This is a genomic window from Microbispora sp. H10885, assembly GCF_014161415.1.
In the GTDB taxonomy this organism is placed as follows: Bacteria; Actinomycetota; Actinomycetes; order Streptosporangiales; family Streptosporangiaceae; genus Microbispora; species Microbispora triticiradicis.
Genome location: NZ_JABBWY010000015.1, coordinates 135,364 through 159,963, shown reverse-complemented (window position 1 = coordinate 159,963; position 24,600 = coordinate 135,364). Strand labels below are relative to the sequence as shown.

Annotated in this window: 28 protein-coding genes and 1 riboswitch; of the genes, 6 read left to right on the top strand and 22 right to left on the bottom strand. The window is 72.8% G+C overall.

What is annotated here, in order from left to right; translation table 11 throughout:
- Window positions 1–12: 12 nt before the first annotated feature.
- From HHX37_RS32775 to HHX37_RS32720, 12 genes are all read right to left on the bottom strand, one after another.
- Complete coding sequence (locus tag HHX37_RS32775; RefSeq protein ID WP_117409750.1) at window positions 13–390, bottom strand: DUF3040 domain-containing protein; 378 nt, start codon at window positions 388–390, stop codon at window positions 13–15.
- A gap of 147 nt (window positions 391–537) precedes the next feature.
- Entirely contained in the window at window positions 538–1,782 is a 1,245-nt protein-coding gene (locus tag HHX37_RS32770) for a DNA polymerase IV (RefSeq protein ID WP_117409751.1), read from the bottom strand.
- Window positions 1,783–1,893: 111 nt separating this feature from the next.
- Window positions 1,894–2,616, bottom strand: coding sequence for a methyltransferase domain-containing protein (locus tag HHX37_RS32765; RefSeq protein ID WP_182875714.1), 723 nt, complete (start codon window positions 2,614–2,616; stop codon window positions 1,894–1,896).
- Between the two features lie 18 nt (window positions 2,617–2,634).
- A complete protein-coding gene (gene nusB, locus HHX37_RS32760) occupies window positions 2,635–3,045 on the bottom strand; it encodes a transcription antitermination factor NusB (RefSeq protein WP_117409753.1) in 411 nt (136 codons plus the stop codon).
- A gap of 1 nt (window position 3,046) precedes the next feature.
- Window positions 3,047–3,607, bottom strand: a complete 561-nt coding sequence (efp, locus tag HHX37_RS32755) for an elongation factor P (protein WP_117409754.1) — start codon at window positions 3,605–3,607, stop codon at window positions 3,047–3,049.
- A gap of 24 nt (window positions 3,608–3,631) precedes the next feature.
- Window positions 3,632–4,690, bottom strand: coding sequence for a M24 family metallopeptidase (locus tag HHX37_RS32750; RefSeq protein WP_220503340.1), 1,059 nt, complete (start codon window positions 4,688–4,690; stop codon window positions 3,632–3,634).
- Between the two features lie 181 nt (window positions 4,691–4,871).
- The gene (locus tag HHX37_RS32745) at window positions 4,872–5,906 is read right to left on the bottom strand and encodes an LLM class F420-dependent oxidoreductase (protein ID WP_182887869.1); all 1,035 of its coding nucleotides are present in this window, start codon (window positions 5,904–5,906) and stop codon (window positions 4,872–4,874) included.
- A 150-nt stretch (window positions 5,907–6,056) separates the two neighbouring features.
- Window positions 6,057–6,890, bottom strand: a complete 834-nt coding sequence (locus tag HHX37_RS32740) for an SAM-dependent methyltransferase (RefSeq protein ID WP_259402620.1) — start codon at window positions 6,888–6,890, stop codon at window positions 6,057–6,059.
- A gap of 96 nt (window positions 6,891–6,986) precedes the next feature.
- On the bottom strand, window positions 6,987–7,631 hold the full coding sequence (locus HHX37_RS32735) for a nucleotidyltransferase family protein (protein ID WP_182887868.1): 645 nt from the start codon (window positions 7,629–7,631) through the stop codon (window positions 6,987–6,989).
- Between the two features lies 1 nt (window position 7,632).
- Window positions 7,633–8,730: an XdhC family protein gene (locus tag HHX37_RS32730; protein WP_182887867.1), complete on the bottom strand. Its 1,098-nt coding sequence runs from the start codon at window positions 8,728–8,730 to the stop codon at window positions 7,633–7,635.
- Entirely contained in the window at window positions 8,723–9,967 is a 1,245-nt protein-coding gene (locus HHX37_RS32725; protein ID WP_310740645.1) for a vWA domain-containing protein, read from the bottom strand. Before HHX37_RS32725 ends, HHX37_RS32730 begins: the two co-directional genes overlap by 8 nt.
- Entirely contained in the window at window positions 9,960–10,862 is a 903-nt protein-coding gene (locus HHX37_RS32720) for an AAA family ATPase (RefSeq protein ID WP_182887866.1), read from the bottom strand. Before HHX37_RS32720 ends, HHX37_RS32725 begins: the two co-directional genes overlap by 8 nt.
- 238 nt (window positions 10,863–11,100) lie before the next feature.
- On the opposite strand from HHX37_RS32720, the gene HHX37_RS32715 reads away from it, so the two are divergent.
- On the top strand, window positions 11,101–11,736 hold the full coding sequence (locus tag HHX37_RS32715; protein ID WP_182887865.1) for a metal-dependent phosphohydrolase: 636 nt from the start codon (window positions 11,101–11,103) through the stop codon (window positions 11,734–11,736).
- On the opposite strand, the gene HHX37_RS32710 is transcribed toward HHX37_RS32715, so the two are convergent.
- Entirely contained in the window at window positions 11,726–12,004 is a 279-nt protein-coding gene (locus tag HHX37_RS32710; RefSeq protein ID WP_117409761.1) for a DUF4031 domain-containing protein, read from the bottom strand. The genes HHX37_RS32715 and HHX37_RS32710 overlap by 11 nt on opposite strands.
- A gap of 221 nt (window positions 12,005–12,225) precedes the next feature.
- Window positions 12,226–12,465 carry a hypothetical protein gene (locus HHX37_RS32705; protein ID WP_182875723.1) on the bottom strand — a complete coding sequence of 80 codons (240 nt, stop codon included), beginning with the start codon at window positions 12,463–12,465 and terminating at the stop codon, window positions 12,226–12,228.
- Window positions 12,466–12,848: 383 nt separating this feature from the next.
- Between HHX37_RS32705 and HHX37_RS32700 the strand changes: the two genes are divergently transcribed.
- The 5 genes from HHX37_RS32700 to HHX37_RS32680 all read left to right on the top strand — a co-directional run bounded on the left by HHX37_RS32700 (window position 12,849) and on the right by HHX37_RS32680 (window position 17,278).
- Window positions 12,849–13,439, top strand: a complete 591-nt coding sequence (locus HHX37_RS32700; protein ID WP_182887864.1) for a hypothetical protein — start codon at window positions 12,849–12,851, stop codon at window positions 13,437–13,439.
- A 119-nt stretch (window positions 13,440–13,558) separates the two neighbouring features.
- Window positions 13,559–14,410, top strand: a complete 852-nt coding sequence (locus HHX37_RS32695; protein ID WP_138462807.1) for an ABC transporter permease — start codon at window positions 13,559–13,561, stop codon at window positions 14,408–14,410.
- Window positions 14,383–15,156 (top strand): ABC transporter ATP-binding protein, encoded by a 774-nt coding sequence (locus tag HHX37_RS32690; RefSeq protein WP_182887863.1) that lies wholly within the window; start codon window positions 14,383–14,385, stop codon window positions 15,154–15,156. Before HHX37_RS32695 ends, HHX37_RS32690 begins: the two co-directional genes overlap by 28 nt.
- Window positions 15,153–16,148 (top strand): ABC transporter substrate-binding protein, encoded by a 996-nt coding sequence (locus HHX37_RS32685; RefSeq protein ID WP_182887862.1) that lies wholly within the window; start codon window positions 15,153–15,155, stop codon window positions 16,146–16,148. The genes HHX37_RS32690 and HHX37_RS32685 overlap by 4 nt, the downstream gene beginning before the upstream one ends.
- Window positions 16,145–17,278, top strand: coding sequence for an LLM class flavin-dependent oxidoreductase (locus HHX37_RS32680; RefSeq protein WP_182879086.1), 1,134 nt, complete (start codon window positions 16,145–16,147; stop codon window positions 17,276–17,278). The genes HHX37_RS32685 and HHX37_RS32680 overlap by 4 nt, the downstream gene beginning before the upstream one ends.
- Before the next feature lie 132 nt (window positions 17,279–17,410).
- Here HHX37_RS32680 and HHX37_RS32675 read toward each other — a convergent pair whose 3' ends face one another.
- From HHX37_RS32675 to ribD, 8 genes are all read right to left on the bottom strand, one after another.
- Window positions 17,411–17,911: a hypothetical protein gene (locus tag HHX37_RS32675; protein WP_182879087.1), complete on the bottom strand. Its 501-nt coding sequence runs from the start codon at window positions 17,909–17,911 to the stop codon at window positions 17,411–17,413.
- A gap of 72 nt (window positions 17,912–17,983) precedes the next feature.
- Window positions 17,984–19,246: a hypothetical protein gene (locus tag HHX37_RS32670; RefSeq protein ID WP_182887861.1), complete on the bottom strand. Its 1,263-nt coding sequence runs from the start codon at window positions 19,244–19,246 to the stop codon at window positions 17,984–17,986.
- 113 nt (window positions 19,247–19,359) lie between these two features.
- Window positions 19,360–19,809, bottom strand: coding sequence for a PH domain-containing protein (locus HHX37_RS32665; RefSeq protein WP_138462811.1), 450 nt, complete (start codon window positions 19,807–19,809; stop codon window positions 19,360–19,362).
- Between the two features lie 108 nt (window positions 19,810–19,917).
- Window positions 19,918–20,388 (bottom strand): 6,7-dimethyl-8-ribityllumazine synthase, encoded by a 471-nt coding sequence (gene ribH, locus HHX37_RS32660; protein WP_182879089.1) that lies wholly within the window; start codon window positions 20,386–20,388, stop codon window positions 19,918–19,920.
- Window positions 20,389–20,464: 76 nt separating this feature from the next.
- Window positions 20,465–21,724: a bifunctional 3,4-dihydroxy-2-butanone-4-phosphate synthase/GTP cyclohydrolase II gene (locus HHX37_RS32655; protein ID WP_182887860.1), complete on the bottom strand. Its 1,260-nt coding sequence runs from the start codon at window positions 21,722–21,724 to the stop codon at window positions 20,465–20,467.
- A complete protein-coding gene (locus HHX37_RS32650; RefSeq protein ID WP_117409773.1) occupies window positions 21,721–22,353 on the bottom strand; it encodes a nicotinamide mononucleotide transporter family protein in 633 nt (210 codons plus the stop codon). Before HHX37_RS32650 ends, HHX37_RS32655 begins: the two co-directional genes overlap by 4 nt.
- Window positions 22,350–22,958 carry a riboflavin synthase gene (locus tag HHX37_RS32645; protein WP_182879090.1) on the bottom strand — a complete coding sequence of 203 codons (609 nt, stop codon included), beginning with the start codon at window positions 22,956–22,958 and terminating at the stop codon, window positions 22,350–22,352. Before HHX37_RS32645 ends, HHX37_RS32650 begins: the two co-directional genes overlap by 4 nt.
- A 1-nt stretch (window position 22,959) precedes the next feature.
- Window positions 22,960–24,144, bottom strand: a complete 1,185-nt coding sequence (ribD, locus tag HHX37_RS32640) for a bifunctional diaminohydroxyphosphoribosylaminopyrimidine deaminase/5-amino-6-(5-phosphoribosylamino)uracil reductase RibD (protein WP_310740644.1) — start codon at window positions 24,142–24,144, stop codon at window positions 22,960–22,962.
- Between the two features lie 132 nt (window positions 24,145–24,276).
- A riboswitch (FMN riboswitch) is annotated at window positions 24,277–24,427 on the bottom strand.
- Between the last annotated feature and the right edge of the window lie 173 nt (window positions 24,428–24,600).

The following is a 24,600-nucleotide window of genomic DNA, read 5'->3' as shown; positions in this document are numbered from 1 at the left end:
CGAGCACGGGGATCAGTGCTCGTCGTGACGGCGGCGCCAGCGCTCCTCCATGCGCTCCATGAAGCTGCGGCGCTGGGGGCGGCGGCCTCGGGTGCGGGACGACGGGGAGTCACCGAACCCGTTCATGCGTTTCCAGCTCGACAGGCCCCAAAGACAGGTGGCCAGCATGACCACGAAGCCGGCGGCACCGAGCCAGATCAATGCCGCGACGACGCCGACCATCAGCAGGACCACGCCGAGTGCGAAGCCTATGGAGGCCTTCACCAGGCGGCGCTTGTAGTGGCTGCGCGGATCACTGATCCGTACGGTGTTCGCCCACTTCGGGTCCTCGGCGTAGAGGGCCTGCTCGATCTGGTCGAGCAAGCGCTGCTCGTGCTCAGACAGCGGCACGGCGCCTCCCAAGGACGGCCCCATTCAGGGGAAGACGGCAACGGACGACGCGGGGTGTCCGAACCTCGCGGTCGGTTATCCCCAGAATACGAGGCCTCAGACGTAGGCGAAAGAAAACGACCAACGCGGTCCAAACCGGAGGCGACGTCATGGACCTATTGGACCAAATGGACGACGAACAAGCGACGCCGGCTTCACCGCGTCCGGGCCGAAGCGGCGGGCGGCCCGGTCCATGGCCTGCTCCGCCTCCCGCCAGCCCGTCTCCCGTTCGCCCAGGCCGAGCTGGCGGGTCGCCGCAGCGGCCGGGCCGAGGTTCTCCACGCGCACCCCGACCAGCCGCAGTCGCACCCGTTCCAGTCCTGCCGCCTCGTAGAGCTCGCATGATGTGTCGTAGATCTCCTTCGCGACGTCCGTGGCCTCGCGCAGCGTACGCGACCGGGTGATGGTGGTGAAGTCCGAGCGGCGGAGTTTGACGCTGACGGTGCGGCCGACGTGCCCGGCGGCGCGCAGCCGCGCGGCGACCCGCTCCGACAGCCGGAGCAGCTCACGCCTGATCGTCTCGGGGTCGTCGACGTCGTGCGGGAACGTCTCCTCGTTGCCGATGCTCTTGTCGGGCGCGTGCGGCACCACCCGGCGTTCGTCGCGCCCCCAGGCGAGGGCCGCCAGGTGCGTGCCGGCGACGCCGAGCTCACGCCGGAGCGTCGCCACCGGCACCTGGGCCAGGTCGCCCACGGTCCGGATGCCGAGCCGTACGAGGGCCTGCTCGGTGCGCTCGCCCACCCCCCACAGGGCGGCGACCGGCAGCGGGTGCAGGAACTCCACCACCTTGCCGGCCGGGACCACGAGCAGGCCGTCCGGCTTGCACTGCCGTGAGGCGAGCTTGGCCACGAACTTCGTGCTCGCCACGCCCACCGAGCAGGTGATGCCGTACTGCTCGGCGACCTGGGTGCGGATCATCCGGGCGATCGCGGCGGGACTGCCGAGCCTGCGCCTCGCCCCGCCCACGTCGAGGAACGCCTCGTCGGAGGCGATCGGCTCGACCTCGGGTGTGATCGCCTTGAAGATCTCCATGACGCCGCGGGACACCTCGGAGTACTTGCCGTGGCTGGGCGGGATCACGGTCGCCTGCGGGCAGACGCGCCGGGCGCGGGTCATCGGCATCGCGGAGTGGACGCCGAACCGGCGGGCCTCGTAGGTCGCGCTCAGGACGACCCCGCGCGCGCCCGCCGCGCCCACGATGACCGGGGTGCCCCGGAGCTCCGGGTGGTCGAGCAGCTCGACGCTCGCGAAGAAGGCGTCCATGTCCACGTGCAGGATCGGGCAGCCGCTGTCGTCGACGGGCCCCTCCGGCGGCGGCGACGGATCCCGGGGCAGCAGCTGGTTCCGGGACATGACGTCACCTTACCCGACCGCTCCCCCACCAACCTCACCCCACCCGAACGTCTTTTCTATTCGCGTCCGACCGCGGTCGCCCGCGTCTGTTGGCGGGGTCTGTTCGCGCGTCTATTCGCGGTACGCGATGGCGTGGATCTGGGTGGCGATGTCCCGCAGCACGGGGTGGGTGGCCGCCGCCCGCTCCAGCGCGACCAGGCCGTCGGGGTCGCTCTCGGCCAGCATGCCCGGCACGAGGTCGGCGAAGATCCGCACGCCGTGCACCTCGCCGACGGCGAACCCCGCCGTGCCCAGCAGCGCGGCCAGCGTCTCCCGGGAGAAGCGGCGCGGCGTCGGGTCGCGGTCGCCCCAGCGGCCCCCCGGGTCCGACAGCACCTGGCGGGCCTCGTCGAAGTGCCCGGCCAGGGAGCGGTGGACGGCCGCGGCGACCGAGTTGGCGGCGAGCACGCTCACCACGCCGCCCGGCCGCAGGATGCCGGCGACGGCGCGCAGGGCGCCCGCCGGGTCCTCGACGTACTCCAGCACGCTGTGGCACAGGACCAGGTCGGCGCTGCCGGGCTCCAGCAGGTCGCCGAGGTCGGCGGCGTCGCCCTGCAGGCCCTTGACCCCGACGCCCGTCTCGGCGGCGCGGCGCTCCAGGGCGGCCAGCGAGTCGGGGGTCGGGTCGACCACGGTCACGACGTGGCCGAGCGTGGCCAGCGGCACGGCGAAGCCGCCGGTGCCGCCGCCCGCGTCCACGATGTCGAGGGTCTCGCGCCCGAGGGCGGCCGTCCGCTCGGCGAGGACCGCGCGCAGCGCCTCCCAGACGACGGCGCGGCGTGTGGCGTCACGCACTTGCGGCCTCCTCCCGGCTCAGAGCGACAGCGAGGGCTTGAGCTGCTTGAAGCGGGCCAGCAGGCCGTTGACGAACTGCGGCGACTCGTCGGTCGACAGCTCCGCCACCAGATGCACCCACTCGCTGATCACCACACCCTCGGGGACCTCCTCCGACCACAGCATCTCGTACGTGCCGCCGCGCAGGACGTTGCGGTCCACGGCGGGCATGCGCTCCAGGGTCCAGCCCTCGGCGTACGTCGAGATCAGCTCGTCGATGCGGTCCAGGTGCCGGACCACGCCCTCCACGAGGAAGGAGGTGTACTCGTTGACCGGCGGGTCCGCCCGCTCCACCCGCTCGGCGAGCACGTCGAGCGGGCTCACCTGCCGGGCCTCGGCTTCGAAGAGGACGTCCAGCGCGCGGCGGCGGGCCTTCCCCCGAGCCGACACGTCAGGCCCGACCGAGGTACTCGCCGGTGCGAGTGTCGACCTTGACCTTCTCGCCGGTGGTGATGAAGAGGGGGACCTTGATCTCGGCGCCGGTCTCCAGCGTGGCGGGCTTGGTGCCACCGGTCGAGCGGTCGCCCTGCAGGCCGGGATCGGTGTGGGCGATCGTCAGCTCGGCGGCCGCCGGGAGGTCGACGTACAGCGGGTTGCCCTCGTTGAAGGCGATGGTCGCGGTGGTGTTCTCCAGCATGTAGTTGGCGGCGGTGCCCACCACGGACCGCGCGACGTTGACCATGTCGTAGGTCTCGGTGTCCATGAACACGAAGTCGTCGCCGTCGAGGTAGGAGTACTGCATCTCCCGCTTGTCGACGTTCGCCACGTCGACCTTCACGCCGGCGTTGAAGGTCTTGTCGACGACCTTCCCGGACATGACGTTCTTCAGCTTGGTACGGACGAACGCGCCGCCCTTACCCGGCTTTACGTGCTGGAACTCGACAACGGCCCACAACTCTCCGCCGTCGAGCTTGAGCACGAGTCCGTTCTTCAGGTCGTTCGTCGTCGCCACGTGCGTCTCCCGCGTGCGGCTGCCCTAGAGGACGAGCAGCTCCTTGGTCGTCAGTGTGAGAAGCTCCGGCCCGTCAGCACGCGTGACCAGCGTGTCCTCGATGCGCACACCGCCCGCGCCCGGAAGATAGACCCCCGGCTCGACGGTGATCGGAACTCGATCCTCTAGTCTACCGGTCCTGCCAGGGCCCAGGAACGGCAGCTCGTGGATCTCCAGGCCGACCCCGTGCCCCAGCCCGTGGCCGAACCGTTCGGCGTGGCCCGCTCCGGCGATCACCTCGCGCGCCGCCGCGTCCACCTCGCCGGCCGTCGCCCCCGGCCGTACGGCGTGGCGGCCCGCGCGCTGCGCCCGCCGTACGAGGTCGTACAGGTCGCGCTGCCAGGCGGCGGGCGGGCCCACCGCGACCGTGCGGGTCATGTCGGCGTGGTAGCCGCCGTACCGCGCGCCGAAGTCCATCGTCACGAGGTCGCCGCGCTCGACACGCCGCTCCGAGGGCGAGTGGTGCGGGATCGAGCCGTTCGGGCCGCTCGCCACGATGGAGTCGAAGGCGGGCCGGTCCGCGCCGAGTTCGACCATGGCGACCTCCAGCCACCGGGCGATCTCCCGCTCCGTGACGCCGGGGGCGACGCGCTCCACGACGAGGGAGAACGCCTCGTCGGTGAGCGCGCACGCGCGGCGCAGCGCCTCGATCTCCGCCTCGTCCTTGACGGCGCGCAGGGTCTCCACCAGGCCGCCGGCCGGGGTGAGGGCGGGGCGGCGTCCGGGGTGACTGCCGGACGGCCGCTCGGAGAGCCGCTGGAACAGCCCCACCGGCATGTGGTCGCCCTCCACCAGGACCCGCTCCGCACCCGCGCAGCGGTCGAGCAGCGCCCCCGCCACGTCGCGGTCCTCGACGACCTCGATTCCCGCGCACACCGCCTCGGCCGTCTCCCGGTAGCGCGAGTCGGTGGCGAGCGCGGCCTCCCCCGCCGCGGTGACGAGCACGGCGGCGTTGGAGCTGGTCAGCCCGGTCAGGTAACGCACGTTGACCGGCCAGGTGACGAGGACCGCCCCGGCCCCGTGTTCCCCCAGCGCCTCGGCCAGCCGTGCGCGCCGCCTGGCGTGGGTCTCCTCGGCGGTCCTGTCGGAAGTCTTGTCGGAAGTCTTGTCGGCGGTCCTGTCGGCGGTCCTGTGGACATCGGTCACGAACGGACTTTACCGCCGTCCTCCGGGCATCCCCGCAGACCGCGCGTACCCTGCCTGGGACCGGCGACCGGGCCGCGGGTCAGGACGCCAGGTCCCTGATCTTCTCGACGAGCCCGACGCGCTCCTCGTGGGTGTGCGCGAACGGGGCGACGTTGAGCGTGGTGACCCCGGCCTCGCGCAGCGCCGCGATCCGCTCCCTGACGTGGCCATCCGAGCCGACCAGGGAGACGTGTTCCAGCAGTTCTCTCGGCACCAGCGCCTCGGCCTCCTTCTTCCTGCCCTCCAGGTAGAGGTTCTGGATCTGCTCGGCCTCCTTCTCGTACCCGTAGCGGCGGGCGAGGTCGTTGTAGAAGTTCCTGCCCTTGGCGCCCATGCCGCCGATGTAGAGGGCGGCCATCGAGCGGCCCAGGTCCAGCACGTCCTCGACGTCGTCGCCGATCGCCAGCACGGCCTGCGCGATCACGTCCAGTTCGCCGAGCGCGGGGTCCCGGCGCTCCCGCCCGGCGGCCAGCGACGCGCCCCACACCTCCCCGGCCTTCTCGGGCATGAAGAAGATCGGCTCCCAGCCCTCGGCGAGCTCGGCGGCCAGCTCGACGTTCTTCGGCCCGATCGCCGCGACGACGATCGGGATGCGCTCGCGCACCGGATGGTTGATCAGCTTGAGCGGCTTGCCGAGGCCGGTGCCGCCCTCCAGCGGAAGGGTGTAGTGCCGTCCCTCGTACTCCAGCCGCTCGCGCCGCCAGACCTTGCGGCAGATCTCGATGATCTCGCGGGTGCGGCCGAGCGGCGCGTCGTACGGCACGCCGTGGAAGCCCTCGATCACCTGCGGGCCCGAGGCGCCGAGGCCGAGGGTGAAACGCCCGTCGGAGACGTAGTCGAGGCCCGCGGCCGTCATCGCCAGCAGGGCCGGCGTTCTGGAGTAGATCGGCAGGATGCCCGAGGCGATCCGCAGCCGCTCGGTCCGCGCCGCGATGTAGCCGAGCTGGCTGACCGCGTCGAAGCTGTACGCCTCGGCGACGAACACGATGTCCAGCCCGGCCCTCTCGTAGTCGGCCAGCTCCGCGACCGTCTCCTTGAAGTCCCCTGAGTAGTTGAGGGCCATCCCGATCCGCATCCGCCTCGTCCTTCCGCGCGTAAACCGGTGAGTAACCGAATGATGTTCCGTCGGCGTGACCAAGGCTAACGACCCGGACCGGCCGCGGCCACCTCGCTCAGGGGCGGCACAGGGGGTCCGGTGGCGGCCCGGCGGCGGCTCAGGGGCGGCTCAGGGGCGGAGGGCGACACCGCCGAGCACCGGCAGGGCCACCCCGCGCAAGGGCAGCGCGTCGGGCTCGGGCCGCCACCGGTTCAACTCGACGACCCCGGGTTCCACCAGGTCGAACCCGTCGAAGAACCTGGCGATCTGCGTGGCGGGCCGGGCCTCGAACGGCGCGTTGGCCCTGCTGTACACACTGCCCATCGCGGCCATCTCATCCGGAAGGGGATCGGAGCTGACATGCGAGATCACGACGTGGCTGCCCGAGGGGAGCAACTCGCGGTAGGCGGCCATGAGCCCCTCCGGGTCCTCCTCGTCGCGCACGAAGTGGAGACACGACACCAGCAGCAGCGCCACGGGCCGGTCGAGGGCGAAGCCGTTCGCCTGCGCCGCGGCGACGACCTCCTCCGGCCGCCGCAGGTCGGCCAGCGCGAAGCGCACCCGGGGATCGCCTTCGAGCAGCGCCCGCGCGTGCGCCGCCACCACCGGGTCGTTGTCCACGTACGTCACCCGCACGTCGGGCGAGACGTCGAGGGCGATCTCGTGGACGTTGCCCTGGGTCGGCAGCCCCGCGCCGAGGTCGAGGAACGCGCGGATGCCACGCTCGCGGGCCAGGAAGCGCACGGCCCGGCCGAGGAAGGCGCGGTTCTCCTGTACGGCCTCCCGCACGTGGCCCTGCGACAGTTCGATGATCCGCTCGGCCGCCGCCCGGTCGGCGGGCAGGTGGTTCTTGCCGCCCAGGTAGTAGTCGTACATCCGGGCGACGTTGGGCCGCGTGACGTCGAACCCACCGGGCGCCTGCTCCGTCATGACACGCTCCCGCTCGGCCGGATGATTCCTCATGATCATAATGGTCGGCCCGGCAAACGGCGCCGATTCGGGCAAATCGTCCGGCCGAGGGTCTCGACTGCGGTCTCCCCCGTGGCCTTACCGGTGGCCTCACCGGCGATCTCCCCCGTTGGCTCCCCGGAGTCGCCGCAGGTCGTCCGGGGTGTCCACGTCCGCCGGGTCGCCCGCGTCGTCGCAGGCCACGGCCGTGACGAGTCCGGGATGGGCGCGCAGGAAGGGACGGGCGCCCACGTCGCCCACGGCGAGCGCCTCGACCTCCGCGAAGTGCTCGCGGGCGATCAGTACGGGGTTGCGCGGCACGCCTCCGTACGCGGCGACGGCGACCCGGGCGCCGTCCCGGAACGCCGCGACCAGCCGGCGCACCGCCTCGGGCCGTACGAGGGGCTGGTCGGCGAGGGCGATCACCACCGCGGCGGCGGACGGCGGAAGCGCGCGCAGCCCGGCCCGCAGCGACGAGCCCATGCCCGTCTCCCACAGGGGGTTCCGCACGACGACCGCGCCGACCTCCGCATCCTCGGTCGCGCCCTTGGCCATGCCCTTGAGTTCGGCCTCGACTGCGGCCTCGGCGGCACCGACCACGACCAGGACGGGCCGGCACCCGCCCTCAGTGAGCAGCCGGACGCCTCGCCCGGCGAGGCGCTCCCCCTCGAACTCCACCAGGGCCTTGGGCCCGCCGAACCTGCTGCCGCCCCCGGCCGCCAGCAGCAGCCCGGCGACGACCTCCTCGTCCGTCACGTCACCGCTCGCCGTGGATGCGACCGGAGGTCTCGGTGAGCGGCCTGCCGCTGCCGCCCCAGCGGAGCCGGATCAGCTCCGCCGCGATCGACACGGCGGTCTCCTCGGGCGTGCGCGCCCCGAGATCGAGCCCGATGGGCGAGCGCAGCCGGGACAGTTCCTCCTCCGACAGCCCGGCCTCGCGCAGCCGCGCCAGCCGGTCCTCGTGGGTGCGCCGCGACCCCATCGCCCCCACGTACGCCGCCGGGGTGCGCAGCGCCGCCTCCAGCAGCGGCACGTCGAACTTAGGGTCGTGGGTGAGCACGCAGATCACGGTGCGCCCGTCGACCTCGGTGGTGGTCAGGTAGTCGTGCGGCCAGGCCACCACGACCTCGTCGGCCTCGGGGAACCGCTTGGCGGTCGCGAAGACCGGCCGCGCGTCGCACACCACCACGTGGTAGCCGAGGAAGCGGCCGATCCGCGCGACGGCCGCGGCGAAGTCGATGGCGCCGAAGACCAGCATGCGCGGTGGCGGCGCGAAGGAGAGCACGAACACCGGCAGGTCGTCCAGCCGCCGCTCGCCGTCCGGGCCGTACCGCCGCACGCCCGTCAGGCCCTGCGCCAGCATGCCGCGCGCGTCGTCGTCCACCGCGTCGTCGAGCCGGGCGGAGCCGAGCGAGCCCGTCGCCCGGTCCGGCCACACCACGCGGCGGGCGCCCACCCGGCCGGGACCGCCGATGATCGTGGCCACCGCGACCGGCCGCCGCGTCGCGACGGCCGCGGCGATCTCCCCCAGCTCCGGGTAGTCGCGCCGCGACACCGGCTCCACGAACACGTCGATGATCCCGCCGCAGGTCAGCCCGACCGCGAACGCGTCGTCGTCGCTCACGCCGTACCGCTCCAGCACCGGCGTCCCGTCCTCGGCGACCCGTGTGGCGAGCTCGTACACCGCTCCCTCGACGCAGCCGCCCGACACGCTGCCGGCCGCCTCGCCGTCGAGCACGGCCATCGCCGCCCCCGGCGGGCGCGGCGCGCTGCGGAACGTGCCGACGACGGTGGCGAGCCCGAACCGCCGCCCCGACTCCCACCACTCCAGCACCTGGTCGAGCAGATCACGCATCGGCCCCTCCCCTCCGTACGGCCCCGCGCGGATCCGCGCGCCGGCCGGCCAGCAGCGCGGCCAGGTCCTCGAACGCGGCCAGGCTGTGCCCGGCCAGGAAGTCCGTGACGTACGGCAGCGCCGCGCGGATGCCCGCGGTCAGCGGACGGTAGGCGGGGTCGCCCTTGTGCGGGTTGACCCACACCACCCGGCGGGCGAGCCGCGAGAGCCGGGCCATCTGCGCGCCGAGGAGGTCGGCCGGTCCGCGTTCCCAGCCGTCGGAGGCGATCACGACGATCGCCCCCCGGGGGTCGGGCAGCCGCAGCAGGGCCCGCACCTCCTCGCCCAGCCTGGTGCCGCCGCTCCAGTCCGGGATGGCGGCCGAGCACTCGTCCATGGCGAGGCCGGGATCGTGGTGGCGCAGCGCGCCGGTGATCCTCGTCAGGCGCGTCCCCGCGCTGAACACCTCGGTCGCCCGGGGCTCCGCCCGCACCATCGCGTGCGCGAACCGCAGCAGGGTGTCGGCGTAGGCGGCCATCGAACCGCTGACGTCGACGACCAGGACGACCCGGTGCGGCCGGCGCCGGCGGGCGCGGCGGCGCGGCCGGGCCGGCTCCCCGCCGTCGCGCAGGATCTCCCTGATCGTGCGCCGTCTGTCGTACGCCGGACCGTGGGGCGACGGACGGTACCGCCGCGACCTGCGCGTCTGTCTCGTGCCGCGCAGCAGCGCGAGCAGGCGGTGGACCTCCCGCCGCTCCGCCTCGCTCATCCGCGCCACGTCCCGGTGCCGCAGCACCTCGATCTCGCTCGCCGTGGCCGGCGGCGCCCCCGGCTCGCCGGTGGTCCGCGGGTCGCCGGTGCCGTACGGCGCCGCCACCGGCCGGGTCACCGATACGGCCGTTCCGCGGACGCGGCGGGCCGGCCGGAGGGAGGCGGAGAAGTAGGCGGCGAAGCAGCGGTCGTACCGGGGCAGGTCGTCGGGGCCCGCGCACAGGGTGAGGCGGCCCGCCCAGTAGACGTCCCGTGCCACGGCGGCGTCGAGGTGGGCGAGTGCCGCCAGGAAGTTCTGCGTGCGCTGAGGGTCGGCCGGCACTCCGGCCGCCCGCAGCGTCCGGGCGAATCCGACCAGCCCGCCCGTGATCCGCTCGGCGTCGCCCGCCCGCCGTGGTCCGGCCCCCCGCGCTTCGGAAGTCCGCGCTTCGGAACTCCGCGGTCCGGGCGTGCGCTCGGCGGGGCGGCGGGCGCCGGGGTCAGTCACGTCCGCCGTCCGCGTGGAGCAGCCCTCCCGCGTGCACCGTCTCCTGGTCCTCACGGTGCTTGAGCAGGGCGCCGAGCGTGGCGGCGGCCAGGGCCGGGTCGAGCTCCGCCGCGCCGAGCGTGAGCAGGGCCTCCGCCCAGTCGAGCGTCTCCGCGACGCCGGGCGGCTTGAGCAGGCCGGCCGCGCGCATCCGCCCGGCGGCCCGCGCCACGTCCGCCGCGAGCCGTTCGGCGCAGCCGGGCAGGCGGCGCCGAACGATGGCCACCTCCCGGTCGAAACCCGGGTGCTCAAGCCAGTGGTAGAGGCAGCGCCGTTTGAGCGCGTCGTGCACCTCGCGGGTCCGGTTCGAGGTCAGGACGACGACGGGCGGGGTCGGTGCGCTGATCGTCCCGATCTCCGGCACCGAGATCGTGAAGTCCGACAGCACCTCCAGCAGGAACGCCTCGAACTCGTCGTCCGCCCGGTCGATCTCGTCCACCAGCAGCACGCTGGGCTGCGTCTCCAGGGCCCGCAGCAGCGGCCGGGCGATCAGGAACCGCCGGTCGTAGATCTCGCCCTCCAGCGCGGCCACGTCGGCGCTCCCCTCCGCCTCGGCCGCCTTGAGGTGGAGAAGCTGGCGGGGGAAGTCCCAGTCGTACATGGCCTGGGCCGCGTCCAGGCCCTCGTGGCACTGCAGCCTGATGAGCGGCGCGCCGAGGATCGCCGCCAGCGTCTTGGCCAGCTCGGTCTTGCCGACGCCCGCCTCGCCCTCCAGGAACAGCGGCCGCCCCATCTTGAGCGCGAGATAGGCCGCCGTCGTGAGCCCTTCGTCGGGCAGGTAGTCGTGGTGGTCGAGCAGCTCCGCCAGCCCCGCCGGCGAGTCGATGTCGGAGATGGTGGTGGTCCGCCGCAGCACACGGACAGGCTACGCGCAGGCCGTTCCGCCCCGCTCTGGCCGAATCCGCCAAAGCCGGGCGACCCGGAGACGCCGCCTTGGCACAATCCCACAGCGCTCCCCCACGCGGTCACCGGACCGGCGGGCGAGGCAGGCGCCCGGGTCTCCTGCCGGTCCCCCTCAGGCCGGTCGGCGTCCGGTGGCCGATCGGCGACGAGTCCAGGCTGTCGCGTCGCCCGACACTCCTTAGGGTCGGAGCATGACCGACGACCCGAGCCTGCCCCGGCCCGCCTGCCTCGCCGGCTCCCCCGCCGGGCGGGCGCTCGCCGCCGAACTCGCCGCCCGATGGGCGGAGCCACACCGCCGCTACCACACGACGGCTCACCTGCGGGCGGTCCTGGCCGCGGTCGAGCCGCTGGCCGCCCAGGCCGCGGACGCCGACGCCGTACGGCTGGCCGCGTGGTTCCACGACGCCGTCTACGACGGGCGGCCCGGCCGGGACGAGGAGCGCAGCGCCCAGCTCGCCCAGTCCCGGCTGCCCGCCTGCGGTCTGCCCCCGGCGCGGGTCGCCGAGGTCGCCCGGCTGGTGCGGCTCACAGCGGGCCATACGTACGAGCCCGGGGACGCGAACGCGGCCGTCCTGTGCGACGCCGACCTCGCGATCCTCGGAGCGCCGCCCGAGACGTACGAGGCGTACACGAGGGCCGTGCGCGAGGAGTACCGGCACGTGCCCGGCGACGCCTTCCGGGCCGGCCGCGCCGCGGTGCTGCGGGCGCTGCTCGGCAAGCCCCGCCTGTTCGGCACTCCCGTCGGCCGGGACCTGTGGGAGGACCGCGCCCGCGACAACATGACCCGTGAACTCGCCGATCTGGAAGAGCGCGCCTTTACAAAGTAGATCTGTTTCGCGTCTTCGGGAGGCGCAGGCCGGACGCGCGCAACCGCCGCACCAGCTCCTGGCTCCCGACCGGCTCGGCGCCCAGGAGGACGGCCCGGTCGTAGACCGTCTCCGGCACGTCGTAGTGGTCCCGGTCGAAGGCGCGTTCCGGCACGTCGAGCAGGCGGGCGAACTCGTGCAGTTCCCGCAGTGACGAGTCGCTGACCAGATGGGACCAGAGCAGCCCCCGGGGACCCGGCCAGTTCGGCCGGTCGATCAGCACCGCCATGCGCTCTCCCGTCGTCGCCGATCAGCATAGGCCGACGGCGCGGGCCGCCCACCGGCCGGGAGATCCGGCGTCGGCTTGACCAGCCGCGGCACAGCACGTGGTTCGCGCCGCCGCCTCCTGACGGCGGCGCCCCTCTCGACGAGTCCTCGCCGCGGTGGCGGCCGGCGATCGGCGCACCCGGCACACCACCCTGGCGGCCCCGCGACTCGGCTTATCGGCGGCTAGCACTTGCCCTTCACGCGCTTGCATTTCGGACAGCACTTGTACTTGCGATGGTTCGTGCAGCGATAAGAGCACTTGGGCGGCTTCGGTTTCGCGACGGACGCGCCGGGAGCCGCCTGCGAGACGGCGACGCCGCCGGAGATCGTGGACGCCCGCACCGGGGATCCCGCCGCCGGCCAGAGCGCGACCGTCGTGAGCAGCGCCGAGCCGATGGTCATGCCGAGTCGCCTTCCTCGCATGGCCGTTCTCCTCTCCGATCACGTCACACGTGGGTTCGGGTGTTCCTCTTCCATAGTCCGGACCGGTTCCGGAATGCGTCCAGACCATCGGCCGACACGCGACATGATCCGGGATGAATCAATTGCGATTCCCTATCTCCCAATCGCCGTGGAGCGGCCGGAGGCCGTTTGGATCGATCCTCGATGGGCGTTTTCCGGCATTCTCCCGGCACGGGATCTACGTTCTCCCGGAACGGCGACCGCCAAATGCGTGGACGACCATCGTGATGGAATTCTCCGGATACGGCAAAAGCCTGAATAGTCGGCATCTGGGCGGCAACCTCGTCCAGAACGTGCCCGCGGGAAACACCGCCGCGGAACCACAGGGTCACCAGGGGGAAACGATGGCCGCACGACATGCCCGATCCCTTGCCGCGCTCACCGCCGCGGTCACACTGACGCTGGCGCTGCTCACCGGCTGCGGAGGCACGACCACCAGGGCGGTGTCCGAAAAGGCGGCCGTCGCCGGTCCGGCGGCGGCCGCCACGCCGACCGCGACGGAGAGCGAGTACAACTCGCCGTGCCCGTCGGGCGGCAACGCCAGGCGGTTCGCCAAGACGCGCTTCGCGCTGCACGCGGGCCTCGCCCTCGGCGCCTTCCACCGCTACATCTACAAACCGCTGCGCAGCGGCGGCTTCGAGCAGGGAGCGGAGAAGCGCAAGCGGACGTTCGCGAAGGCGGCGGTGGCGGGACTGTTCGCCCTGCACGAACTGAAGGTCGCCAAGGGGTTCGCCGTGGCCAACCCGACGCTCTGCAAGGCCGTCGAGGGCGTCGGCACCAAGGTCAGGGCTCTCACCGACAGACTCAAGAGCGGCACCGCCACGGAGGCCGACCTGAACGCCGGCCAGGCCTCGCTGAGCGGCCTGCAGAGCGACGCCGCGAGGACCGGTTTCCCGTTCAAGGAGCGGAAGGTCACCGTCCCCGGAGCCTCGTGACCGGGTGCCCGGGTCCCGTCGGCCGTCGGCCGTCGGCGGAGAGACATAACCTATTGACTTGGTAGGAAATATGGACAACCCTTGTGGGGAATCTTCCGTCGTCCCTGCGAGGTGTGTCCATGTCCGTCGCCGGAATCGAAACCGGCACCGCCCCACACGCCGGCGGCGCCCCTGCCGTCCGCGCCGCCGCCGTAGGCGCCGCGGTCCGGTCCGCCGGGAGGCGGTCGTACCGGTGGGTGAGCCCCGTGGCCGTCGTGCTGGTGTGGCAGGCCGCGAGCGGCAGCGGGCTGCTGCCCGCCCGATTACTCGCCGCGCCGTCGCAGATCGCGGCGACCGCGCTCGACCTGGTGCGGTCCGGCACGCTGCCCACGGCGATCGCGGTGTCGCTCGAACGCGTCCTGCTCGGCTTCGCGGCGGGAGCGGCGGCCGGCATCGTCCTGGCGCTGGTGGCCGGGCTGAGCCGGGCCGGTGAGAACGCGGTCGACCCGATCATGCAGATGCTCCGGGCGCTGCCGTTCTTCGGGCTGATCCCGCTGTTCATCCTCTGGTTCGGCATCGGTGAGACGCCCAAGGTGCTGCTGGTCGCGCTCGCCGTCTCCTTCCCCCTCTACCTCAACACGTTCTCCGGCATCAGGGGCGTGGACGGCAAGCTCGCCGAACTCGCCCGTACGCTCCGGCTCGGCAGGGCCGCGCTGGTGCGGCACATCGTGCTCCCCGGCGCGCTGCCCCAGACCCTCGTCGGGCTGCGCCAGAGCCTCGGCGTGGCCTGGCTGGCGCTGATCGTGGCCGAGCAGATCAACGCGGACGCCGGGCTCGGCTACATGATCAACGACGCGCGGGAGTTCCTCCGCACCGACGTGATCGTGGTCGGCCTGCTGGTCTACAGCGCGCTCGGGCTGCTCACCGACGCCCTGGTCCGGCTCCTCGAAAGGAGGGCGCTCGGATGGCGGCGCGAGTTCCTGTCCCGCTGAGTGACTTGGCCCCCGCCGGCGGTTCGGGCCGTCCCGGCGAGGCACCGGCGGCCTCGGTACGGCGCCTCACCCGGCGCTTCGGCGACCGCGCGGTGCTGGACGGCCTCGACCTGACGATCGCGCCCGGCGAGTTCGTCGCACTGCTCGGCCGCAGCGGCTCGGGCAAGTCCACCCTGCTGCGCGCGCTCGCCGGGCTGGACGACGAGGTCGAGGGTGACATCGAGGTCGACGGCTCGGTGGCCGTGGCCTTCCAGGAGCCCCGGCTGGTGCCGTGGAAGCGGGTGCGCGACAACCTCACGCTCGGCCTGGACGCGCCCGGCCCCGCCGCCAGGGCGGACGCCGCGCTCGCGGAGGTCGGCCTGACCGAGCGTGCCGGGGCGTGGCCGCTGACGCTCTCCGGCGGCGAGGCGCAGCGGGCGAGCCTCGCCCGGGCCCTCGTCCGCGAGCCCCGCCTCCTGCTGCTCGACGAGCCGTTCAGCGCGCTCGACGCGCTGACCCGGATCACCGTGCACCGCCTCGTGCTCGACCTGTGGGCGGCGCACGGCCCGGCCGTACTGCTGGTGACCCACGACGTGGACGAGGCCCTGGCGCTCGCCGACCGGGTCCTGGTGCTCGACGGCGGGCGGGTCGCCCACTCCTGGACCGTCACCGCGCCGCGCCCCCGGCACCGCGACCACCACGACCTCCTCGCCCTGCGCGCGGCCCTGCTGGCGGCCCTGGGCGCGCCCCCGGAAGGAACGGAATGACCAGGAGACTCCTCGCCGTACTGCTGATCGCCCTGACGGCCGGCACGGCGGCCTGCGCCCCGGCCGGGCAGGACGCCGCCGCCGGAAAGCCGGGCGAGGCCCAGGGACGCGTCACGCTGCGGGTCGGCGACCAGAAGGCCGGCTCCGAGGCCATCCTCAAGGCCGCCGGGCTGCTCGGCGGCACCTCCTACACGATCGCGTGGTCGCAGTTCACCTCCGGCCCACCGCTGCTGGAGGCCGTGAACGCCGGCGCGGTCGACATCGGCGGCGTGGGCAACACCCCGCCCGTCTTCGCCGCCGCCTCCGGATCGAAGATCAAGGTCGTCTCGGCCTACCGGCAGAGCGCCAAGGGGTCGGCGATCCTCGTCCCCGGCGGGTCCGCCATCACCTCGACGGCGCAGCTCAAGGGCAGGAAGATCGCGGTGGCCAAGGGCAGCTCGGCCCACTACCACCTGCTCGCCGTGCTGAAGAAGGCCGGGCTGTCCTTCAAGGACATCCAGCCGCAGTATCTCCAGCCGGCCGACGCCCTGGCGGCGTTCTCCTCCGGCACGGTCGACGCCTGGGCCATCTGGGACCCCTTCTCCTCCCAGGCGAAGATCCAGCACGGGGCGCGGCTGCTGGTCGACGGCGCGGGCATCGTGAACGGCCTGGGCTTCCAGGTCGCCGCCCCGGCCGCGATCGAGGACACGGGCAAGCGGGCCGCGATCGCCGACTTCCTCACCCGCCTGGCCAAGGCCCGGGTCTGGGCCGCCGCCCACCTGGACGAGTGGGCGAAGGTCTGGGCGCAGGAGACCGGCCTGCCCGCCGAGGTGGCGAACGCCGCCGTCGCCAACGCCGTGGCCACCCCGGTCGAGATCGACGACTCGGTCGTCTCCTCGGAGCAGGAGATCGCCGACGCCTTCGGCGCCGAGGGCCTGATCCCCGGCACGGTCACGTTCTCCCAGTTCGTTGACGACCGATTCAACGAGGTCGTCGGAAAGGCCGCGCGATGAGATTCCACTGGTTCCTGCCCACATCCGGCGACGGCCGGGCGATCGTCGGCGGCGGGCACGGCCTGACGCGCAGTCACGGCCTGTCCGCGGCGGCCGTCCGCCGCCCGCCCTCGATCGACTATCTCGCCCAGGTGGCCCGCGCGGCCGAGCAGGCGGGGTTCGAGGCCGTGCTCACCCCGACCGGGACCTACTGCGAGGACGCGTGGCTGGTCACCGCCGCGCTGACCCAGGTCACGACGCGGCTGAAGTTCCTGGTCGCGTTCCGTCCCGGTGCGCTGTCGCCCACGCTGGCGGCCCAGATGGCCGCCACCTACCAGCGGATCTCCGGCGGGCGGCTGCTGCTCAACGTGGTCACCGGAGGTGAGACCGCCGAGCAGCGGCGCTTCGGCGACCATCTGGCCAAGGATGAGCGGTACGCCCGGACCGCGGAGTTCCTGACGATCGTCCGCGGCGCCTGGGACGGGCCGTTCGACTTCACCGGCCACTACTACGACGTCGAGGGCGCGACGGTCGCCGAGCGGCCCGACCCCGTGCCCGAGCTGTACTTCGGCGGCTCGTCGGCCGCCGCCGGCCCGGTCGCGGCCCGGCACGTGGACGTCTACCTCACCTGGGGCGAGCCGCCGTCGCAGGTCGCGGCCAAGCTCGACCGGATGCGCGAACTGGCCGCCGCCGAGGGCCGTACGCTGCGCTTCGGCATCCGTCTGCACGTGATCGCGAGGGACACGTCCAAGGAGGCGTGGGCGGAGGCGAAGCGGCTGCTCGACCAGATCTCCCCCGAGGACATCGACGCGGCGCGCGCCGTCCTCGGCCGCAGCGAGTCGGTCGGGCAGCAGCGGATGCTCGCGCTCCACGAGGGCTTCCGGGGCGGCAGGGTCAGGGACCTGGAGATCCACCCCGGCCTGTGGGCGGGGGTCGGCCTGGTGCGCGGCGGCGCCGGCACGGCTCTCGTCGGCAGCCACGCGGAGGTCGCCGACCTCGTCGAGGAGTACGCCTCGCTCGGCGTGGAGGAGTTCGTCCTGTCCGGCTACCCGCACCTGGAGGAGGCCTACTGGTTCGGGGAGGGCGTGCTGCCCGAACTGCGCCGCCGCGGCCTGCACGACACCCCCACGCCCGTACGGCTGACCGCCTGAGGCCCGCCGGGGCACCGTCCTCACCCGGACGGCGGATGGCGCGTCGCCCGCTGTGGTGACGCGCCGCTCCGGCGCGTCCGCCTGGTTTCTCGTGGTGATCAACGGGTGGAACGAGGAAAGGGTGAGGCGGCACTAGGCCGGCGGAACGGCCTCCCCGCGCTTCACGGCCTTGAGCGTGCGCATCGCCAGGTCGATCCGCTCCAGCGCCGTGCCGAGGTGCGAGTCGGGCTGGAACGGCAGGTCGGCGGCGAGGGCGCACGCCTCCAGCACCCGCTCGACCGATTCGTCGTCGAGCAGGTCCTCGTACACGAGCACCAGCGAACGGGTCTCCCTCGCACCGGTCGCGAGGCCGGACAGGAGATCGCCGGCCGCCCCGGCGGTGTGCTCGTGCGCCGACGCCCGCTGCTCGGCCAGCGAGAAGGCCCGCGCGGACATGCTCGACAACGCGAGCAGGATGGCGGTCGCCGCGCTCCGGATCTCGTCCTCCCTCCTGAGCCGGCGATCGAACTCGTGCTGGGCGACGACCTGCCGCATGACCGCGCCGTACGTGGCACGTGCCTGCACCAGCGAACCGGCCGTGCTGAACACCCCGCCGATGACCGCGCCGAGCAGCCCCAACCAGAATTCCGACATCGGCCACCCGTTGTTGAGACGTTCGATTCCCGCGAGGAGTCGTGCCGCTGTTCCTGCGGCCGCCTCGCCTCGTCAGATGGTAGAAGGAACGTTGTTTAGAATCCGGAAGAATTCGTCGATTGTTCGAGATTTCCGGCGATGAGCGCGGAGAACCGGAATGATCGGGGCCATCTCCCCCATCGCCCGGCCCGCTCCGGTCTCCTTCGCGATGCGAACGGCCCGCAGAGCCGCGCGGGCGGATTCCTCCATGTCGCCGGCAGCGGCATGGGCGACCGCCAGGCGGGCGGAGACCAGGCTTCCCTCGTGGTAGAAATCGCGCGGCCACTTCCGCATGCCCGCCTCCAGCACCTCGATGGCGGCTCGGGGACGCCCGGTGTCGGTCAGGACCTTTCCGCGTTGCAGGGCGAGATAGGCGTGCGTGACGTAATCCGCCTTGATCAGATTCCTCTCGCCCGAGTGATCCTGGGCCCGCGGGCCGTCGACCAGTTCGTCGGCCTCGTCGAGCAGCCGCAGGCCGATCTTCCGCACTCCCATGCCGCTGTAGGCGTGCGCCCGCTGCTGCAGCAGGAACGCCTTCATCGTCGGCGGGAGCCCGTCCTCGATCGTCGTCCGCGCCAGCGACAGAGCGAAGGGCCGGTCGTCCGCGTCGACGGCGATCTGGGAACGCCGGCCGAGGAAGTAGGCCTCCAGCTGGGCGTTGCCGCCGACCCGCGCCCAGGTGACGGCCAGGTCCTCGTAGGACGCGGCGACGGCCGGAGCGCCGGCGCTCTGATGGAGCCAACCGGCGAAGTCGGCCCACTGGGCGCCGGTCCTGAGCAGCTCGCGGCTCATGGAGCCGTGCGCTCCCTCCCGCAGCAGGCGCCGGATCAGCGACAGGTAACCCGCGGCGGAGGCGATCAGCTCGGCCGGGCCGAAGGCGCGCTCGCGCGCCACCAGGGCGAGCCGGGCCGCGTCCAGATCGTCGATCATCTCCCGGCCGAGCCGCGGCCGCAGGGCCGCGCCGGCGATGTCCCCGCGGCTCGCCGCGTAGTAGATCATCGCGCTCAGCGAACCGGTGAAGGCCCTCCTGCTGATCAGCCCCTCGGGGCCGGGTCCGGGCGGGGTCTCGGGCGGTGGGTCGAGATGCAGATCCAGCAGCGCCTCCACCCGGTCCGCCAGACCACTCGCCGGCCGGACCGGGAGCATTTCCAGCCAGACGACGAACGCCGGATCGCACCCCGCCCGCTTGGCCAGTTCTTTCGTGGTGAGTTCGGCGGCCAGCCGCCGCGCCTGCAGCGTTTTACCCCATGGAAGGGCAGATCTCGCAACGTCGCTCGAATCGGGCTTATTGCCCACTTGCGACTCCCGCCTGGCGGCCACGTCCAGAGTCTAGGAGGCAGGCGCTATTCGAGCCATGTCAATTATTTCAGGGCTGCTGATATTTCCTGATTTCGGTGACCATTCAGGAGCTAGAGGTGGTCGGGGGCCTCGCCGCGTTCCCGGATGAGGGCGGTGAGCTGGGCGACCGCCCGGCGCGAGCGCTCCCGCTCGGTGCTCTGGATGCCCATCGCGCCCAGGCTGAGGCCGTTCGCGAGGTCGAGCTTGGGCCAGGGGTCGCCCTCCACCATCGTGACGTCGAGCACCTCCGCCCACTCGAAACGGTGGACCCGCAGCGGGTTCACCACCGTGATCCCCCGCTCGTCCGCCCGCACCCGCAGGCGGCCGAGCAGGTGCAGCACGAACGCCACGAGCAGCCCGAAGCCGACCATGCCCAGCCGGTCGGGCAGCTTGAACTGCTCCGGCAGGCCGACCGCCAGCACGATCGCACCGCCCACCATCACCCCCGCCAGGCCGTACGCGATGATCGTCGTGCTCCGGGGCCGCCAGGTGACCGGCAACGACGGCACGCCCTCAGGCATGACGATCCCCCTCGGGACTGCGTACGGCGTGCCCGGCGGACGGACGGAACGTGATCACCAGTGACATCTTCCCGGCTCGGCGCTGCGGATGCGAGGATCGCGCGGGTGTCAGCCGGCGAGGCCGCGCAGGAGGACCGCGGTCTCCAGGGCGGCGATCGTCGCCTCGTACCCCTTGTCCTCCTTGCTGCCCGGCACGCCGGACCGCTCGACCGCTTGATCAAGGGTGTCACAGGTCAGCACCCCGTTGCCCACGGGGGTGGACTCGTCGAGGCTGACCCTGGTCAGCCCCGCGGTGACCGAGTCGCAGACGTAGTCGAAGTGAGCCGTGTCGCCCCGGATCACCGCGCCGAGCGCGACGACGGCGTCGCAGCGCCGCGCCAGTGCCTGGGCGACCACCGGGATCTCCAGCGACCCGGCCACCCGGACCGTGACCACGGCCGCGCCGCTGTCCTCGGCCGCCCGCTCCGCCCGGGCCAGGAGCTGGTCGGTGATCTTCTCGTGCCACCGGGCCGCGACGATGCCGACGGTGAGCCCGCCCGCGTCCACCGCCGCCGCGTCCGGCCGTCCCGCACCGCTCATGCGCCCTCCTCGCCTGACGGCTCGGAGCCGCATGCGCGGACCGCGCCGTGCCTGCTTGTTCGCTCGCTTCGCTCACTCATGAGGCCTCCCTGCCGAAGTGCTCGCCGTGGATGTCGCGGGGTATGCCGCCGGAGATCTCGTGGCCGAGCCGGTCCCGCTTGGCCGTCAGGTACCGCTCGTTGTAGGGGTTCATCGCCACCGGCATGGGTTCGCGGCCGAGGACCTTGACGCCGTACCCGTCCATGCCCCGCGTCTTGGCGGGGTTGTTGGTCAGCAGCCGCACCGACTTCACGCCGAGGTCGGCCAGCATCTGCCCCGCGTTGGAGAACTCCCTGGCGTCCACCGGCAGCCCCAGTTCGAGGTTGGCGTCGACGGTGTCGCTGCCGTTGTCCTGAAGGCCGTAGGCCCGCAGCTTGGCCAGCAGCCCGATGCCCCGCCCCTCATGGCCGCGCAGGTACACGATCACGCCGCGGCCGCACTCGGCGATCATGCGCATCGCGGTGTCGAGCTGCACCCCGCAGTCGCAGCGCAGGGAGCCGAGCACGTCCCCGGTGAGGCACTCGGAGTGCGCCCGGACGAGCACGTTCTCACCGTCGCCGAGGTCGCCGTACACCAGCGCGAGATGCTCGCCGCCGTCGAGCGCGCTGGCGTAGCCGTACGCGCGCCACATGCCGTACCGGTTCGGGATGCCGGTCTCGGCGGCCCGGGTGACCATCGGCTCCGACCGGCGGCGGTGCTCGACGAGCTGCTCGATCGACACGAGCGCGAGGTCGTGCTCGTCGGCGAACTCGCGCAGCCTCGGCAGGCGCGCCATCGTGCCGTCGTCGTTGACGATCTCGGCGAGCGCGCCGGCCGGGGACAGCCCGGCCAGCCGGGCGAGGTCCACCGACGCCTCGGTGTGGCCGGGACGCGCCAGCACGCCGCCCTCGCGGTAGCGCAGCGGGAAGATGTGCCCCGGCCGCACCAGCTCGTACGGCTCGGTCGCCGAGTCGCACAGGGTCCTGATGGTCCTGGCCCGGTCGGCGGCGGAGATGCCGGTCGTCACGCCGTCCCTGGCGTCCACGCTGATCGTGTACGCCGTGCGCAGGCGCTCGCGGTTGTCCTGCACCATCAGCGGCAGGCCGAGCCGGTCGAGCGTGGCGCCCTCCATGCCCACGCAGATCACGCCACTGGTGTGCCGGATCGTGAAGGCGACCAGCTCGGGCGTCGCCTTGGACGCGGCGAAGATGAGGTCGCCCTCGTTCTCGCGGTTCTCGTCGTCGACCACGACCACGGGACGGCCGTCCCGGATGTCGGCGACGGCCCGCTCGATCGGGTCCAGCCTGATGTCACTCACGCGATCACCGCCCGCAGCGTGCGCGACTGGCGCAGCCAGTCACGGAAACCGATCATCACCATCACGAAGAACAGCCCGTAGACCACCCCGGAGACGACCAGCCCGGAGCTGAACGCCAGCGGCACCCCCACGAGGTCGACGGCCACCCAGATGATCCAGAAGTCGACCAGGGCCCTGCCCTGCGCCCACGTCGCCGCCGCGCTGCCCACGAAGATGTACGCGTCGGGCCAGGGGTTCCAGGAGATGTTCCAGCCCCGGGAGTTGAGGAAGGTGAAGGTGAGCGCGACCGCCACCGTCCCGGCGACCAGCAGGCCCACGAGCGCCGCCCGCTCCCCCGGCCGCGCCGACCGGATGGGCAGCTCCGCGCCGCCGCGGGTGCCGCGCGACCACTTCACCCAGCCGTAGACCGCGAGGACGCCGAACAGCGCCTGCTTGAGCGCGTTGCCCGTGATGTGCGCGCCGACCGACGCCACGAACAGCAGGACCGACCCGAGCAGCTGCACCGGCCAGGTCCAGATCGTCTTCTTGATCGCGAGCCAGACCGTGCCCAGCGCGCACACGTTGCCCACCAGGTCGGTCCACAGGACGTGCTGGCCGTACACGTCGAATCCCGCCTCGGTCCAGCTCACGCCGCGACCTCCTTGGCGGTCGCGGCGGTCAGCTTCTCGACGTACTTGGCGATGACGTCCACCTCCAGGTTGACCGGCTCGCCCGGCTGCTTGCGGCCGAGCGTGGTGAGCTCCAGGGTGGTGGGGATCAGGCTGACCGCGAAGGAGTCGTCGCTGACCGCGGCCACGGTCAGGCTGACCCCGTCCACGGCGATCGACCCCTTCTCCACGACGTAGCGGGCGAGACCGGCGGGCAGCGAGATCCGCACGACCTCCCAGTGCTCCCCGGGCTCGCGCGACAGCACCTCCCCGGTCCCGTCCACGTGGCCCTGCACGATGTGCCCGCCGAGCCGCTGGTCGGCCCGTACGGCGCGCTCCAGGTTGACCCGCGAGCCGGGGCGCAGGGCGCCGAGCGCGGACCTGGCGAGGGTCTCCTTCATCACGTCGGCGGCGAAGGAGTCGCCCTCCGCGCCGGCCACGGTGAGGCACACGCCGTCCACGGCGATCGAGTCGCCGTGCCGGGCGTCGCCGGTGACGACCGGGCCGCGCACCGTGAGGCGCGCGGAGTCGCCCAGGGACTCCAGAGCCACGACCTCGCCGAGCTCCTCGACGATTCCGGTGAACATCTCAGCTCTCCTTAGGGGACTGTACGACCTGGGGATCCGCACCCAGGGGATCGGTGTGCGGGAAGGACTGACGAGCGGGGATCTTGGGCCGCAGGACCACCTTGAGGTCCGGCCCGAGGGGGGTCACCGAGGCGAACTCCAGCCGGTGGATCTCCGTGATCGTCGAGACGCCCGCCGGGCCGAGCGCCGCCGCGCCCGCGCCCAGCAGCGCCGGGGCGAGGTAGCCGACGACCCGGTCGACGAGTCCCTCCCGCAGGAACGCGCCCGCGAGCGTGGGACCCCCCTCGACCAGCACGCTCACGATCTGCCTCCCGCGCAACTCAGCCAGGAGAGCGTGGAGGTCTATTCCCCCCTTGGCGCGGGGGATTCGTACGACGTGGGTCAGGTGGGCGGGGACCGCGGCGTCCTCGGCCACCGCGACCAGCGTCGGGGCCTCGCCGTCCAGCACGCGGGCGCCCGCGGGGGTGCGGGCGCCGGGGTCGGCGACGACGCGCAGCACGGGCGTGGCGCGCGGCGAGGCGGGGAGGGCCGCGGGCGGCGCGATCGAATCGACGGACGGCCGGACGGTCAGCCGGGGGTCGTCGGCGAGCACGGTGCCGATTCCGGCGAGGACGGCGTCGCTCTCGGCCCGCAGGCGGTGCACGTCGGCCCGCGCCTCGGGCGAGGTGATCCACTGGCTGGTGCCGTCGGAGGCCGCCGAGCGGCCGTCGATCGTCGCGGCGAACTTCCAGGTCACATAGGGCCTGCGGGCCCGTACGAAGGTCAGCCAGGCGGCGTTGCCCTCCTCGGCCTCCGCCGTCAGCACGCCCTCGTCCACCAGCACGCCGTGCCGCCGCAGCACCTCAGCGCCGCCCGAGGCCACGGGGTTGGGGTCGGGGACGGCGACGACGACCCGCGCCACGCCGGCCTCCAGGAGGGCGGTGGCGCAGGGCCCGGTCCTGCCGGTGTGGGCGCACGGTTCCAGCGTCACGTAGGCCGTGCCGCCCCGGGCCCGTCCGCCCGCCTCGCGCAGCGCCACGATCTCGGCGTGCGGACCGCCGGCGTAGGCGTGGAAGCCCTCCCCGGCGACCTCACCCGACGCGTCGAGGACGACGCAGCCGACGACGGGATTGGGGCTGGTGCCGCCCAGTCCCCGGGCGGCGAGCGCGATCGCGCGCCGCATGTGAAGGATGTCCCGCGAGGTCACCCGGTCTTCCTCTCGCCGTTGTCGTAACGGCGGGCCCCGGGGAACGATCGGGATGCGGCCACGCACCACTGCTCGGGCGGCCCGCTGCCGGAACGGCCCTGTGGGACCGCCCGGCGGCATACGACCGCCCGTTCGCGCGCTTCCTCCCATCCGGACTTTCACCGTCGGTCCTGGAGTCTCACCAGGTCCACCGGCCGATGGCTTCAGCCGGGTCGCGGACTTCACCCCTGGGGGCAGGGATGTCACCGCCGGTTCGGAATTACACCGACCCCGGAGCACGCTGCTCTGCTACCCACCAGTGTAGCCACGCCCGCTTCAACGACCTAGTGCGGGTTTGCGGGGATCGGATCGGTGATCAAACAAGGATCCTTATCCGTGCGCTTCTTCTCGGGTATGTGTGGATTATGTCACAAAGTTGTGACATAAGTGCATTCATGTAATATTCAGTGTCCCGCG

Bases quoted from the DNA above. Each gene is read 5' to 3' on its own strand.
- HHX37_RS32770 (WP_117409751.1), bottom strand. From the start codon at position 1,782: ATGTCCCGGAACCAGCTGCTGCCCCGGGATCCGTCGCCGCCGCCGGAG.
- HHX37_RS32745 (WP_182887869.1), bottom strand. From the start codon at position 5,906: ATGCGGATCGGGATGGCCCTCAACTACTCAGGGGACTTCAAGGAGACG.
- HHX37_RS32740 (WP_259402620.1), bottom strand. From the start codon at position 6,890: ATGAGGAATCATCCGGCCGAGCGGGAGCGTGTCATGACGGAGCAGGCG.
- HHX37_RS32730 (WP_182887867.1), bottom strand. From the start codon at position 8,730: ATGCGTGATCTGCTCGACCAGGTGCTGGAGTGGTGGGAGTCGGGGCGG.
- HHX37_RS32715 (WP_182887865.1), top strand. From the start codon at position 11,101: ATGACCGACGACCCGAGCCTGCCCCGGCCCGCCTGCCTCGCCGGCTCC.
- HHX37_RS32710 (WP_117409761.1), bottom strand. From the start codon at position 12,004: ATGGCGGTGCTGATCGACCGGCCGAACTGGCCGGGTCCCCGGGGGCTG.
- HHX37_RS32705 (WP_182875723.1), bottom strand. From the start codon at position 12,465: ATGCGAGGAAGGCGACTCGGCATGACCATCGGCTCGGCGCTGCTCACG.
- HHX37_RS32700 (WP_182887864.1), top strand. From the start codon at position 12,849: ATGGCCGCACGACATGCCCGATCCCTTGCCGCGCTCACCGCCGCGGTC.
- HHX37_RS32695 (WP_138462807.1), top strand. From the start codon at position 13,559: ATGTCCGTCGCCGGAATCGAAACCGGCACCGCCCCACACGCCGGCGGC.
- HHX37_RS32690 (WP_182887863.1), top strand. From the start codon at position 14,383: ATGGCGGCGCGAGTTCCTGTCCCGCTGAGTGACTTGGCCCCCGCCGGC.
- HHX37_RS32685 (WP_182887862.1), top strand. From the start codon at position 15,153: ATGACCAGGAGACTCCTCGCCGTACTGCTGATCGCCCTGACGGCCGGC.
- HHX37_RS32680 (WP_182879086.1), top strand. From the start codon at position 16,145: ATGAGATTCCACTGGTTCCTGCCCACATCCGGCGACGGCCGGGCGATC.
- HHX37_RS32675 (WP_182879087.1), bottom strand. From the start codon at position 17,911: ATGTCGGAATTCTGGTTGGGGCTGCTCGGCGCGGTCATCGGCGGGGTG.
- HHX37_RS32665 (WP_138462811.1), bottom strand. From the start codon at position 19,809: ATGCCTGAGGGCGTGCCGTCGTTGCCGGTCACCTGGCGGCCCCGGAGC.
- ribH (WP_182879089.1), bottom strand. From the start codon at position 20,388: ATGAGCGGTGCGGGACGGCCGGACGCGGCGGCGGTGGACGCGGGCGGG.
- HHX37_RS32645 (WP_182879090.1), bottom strand. From the start codon at position 22,958: ATGTTCACCGGAATCGTCGAGGAGCTCGGCGAGGTCGTGGCTCTGGAG.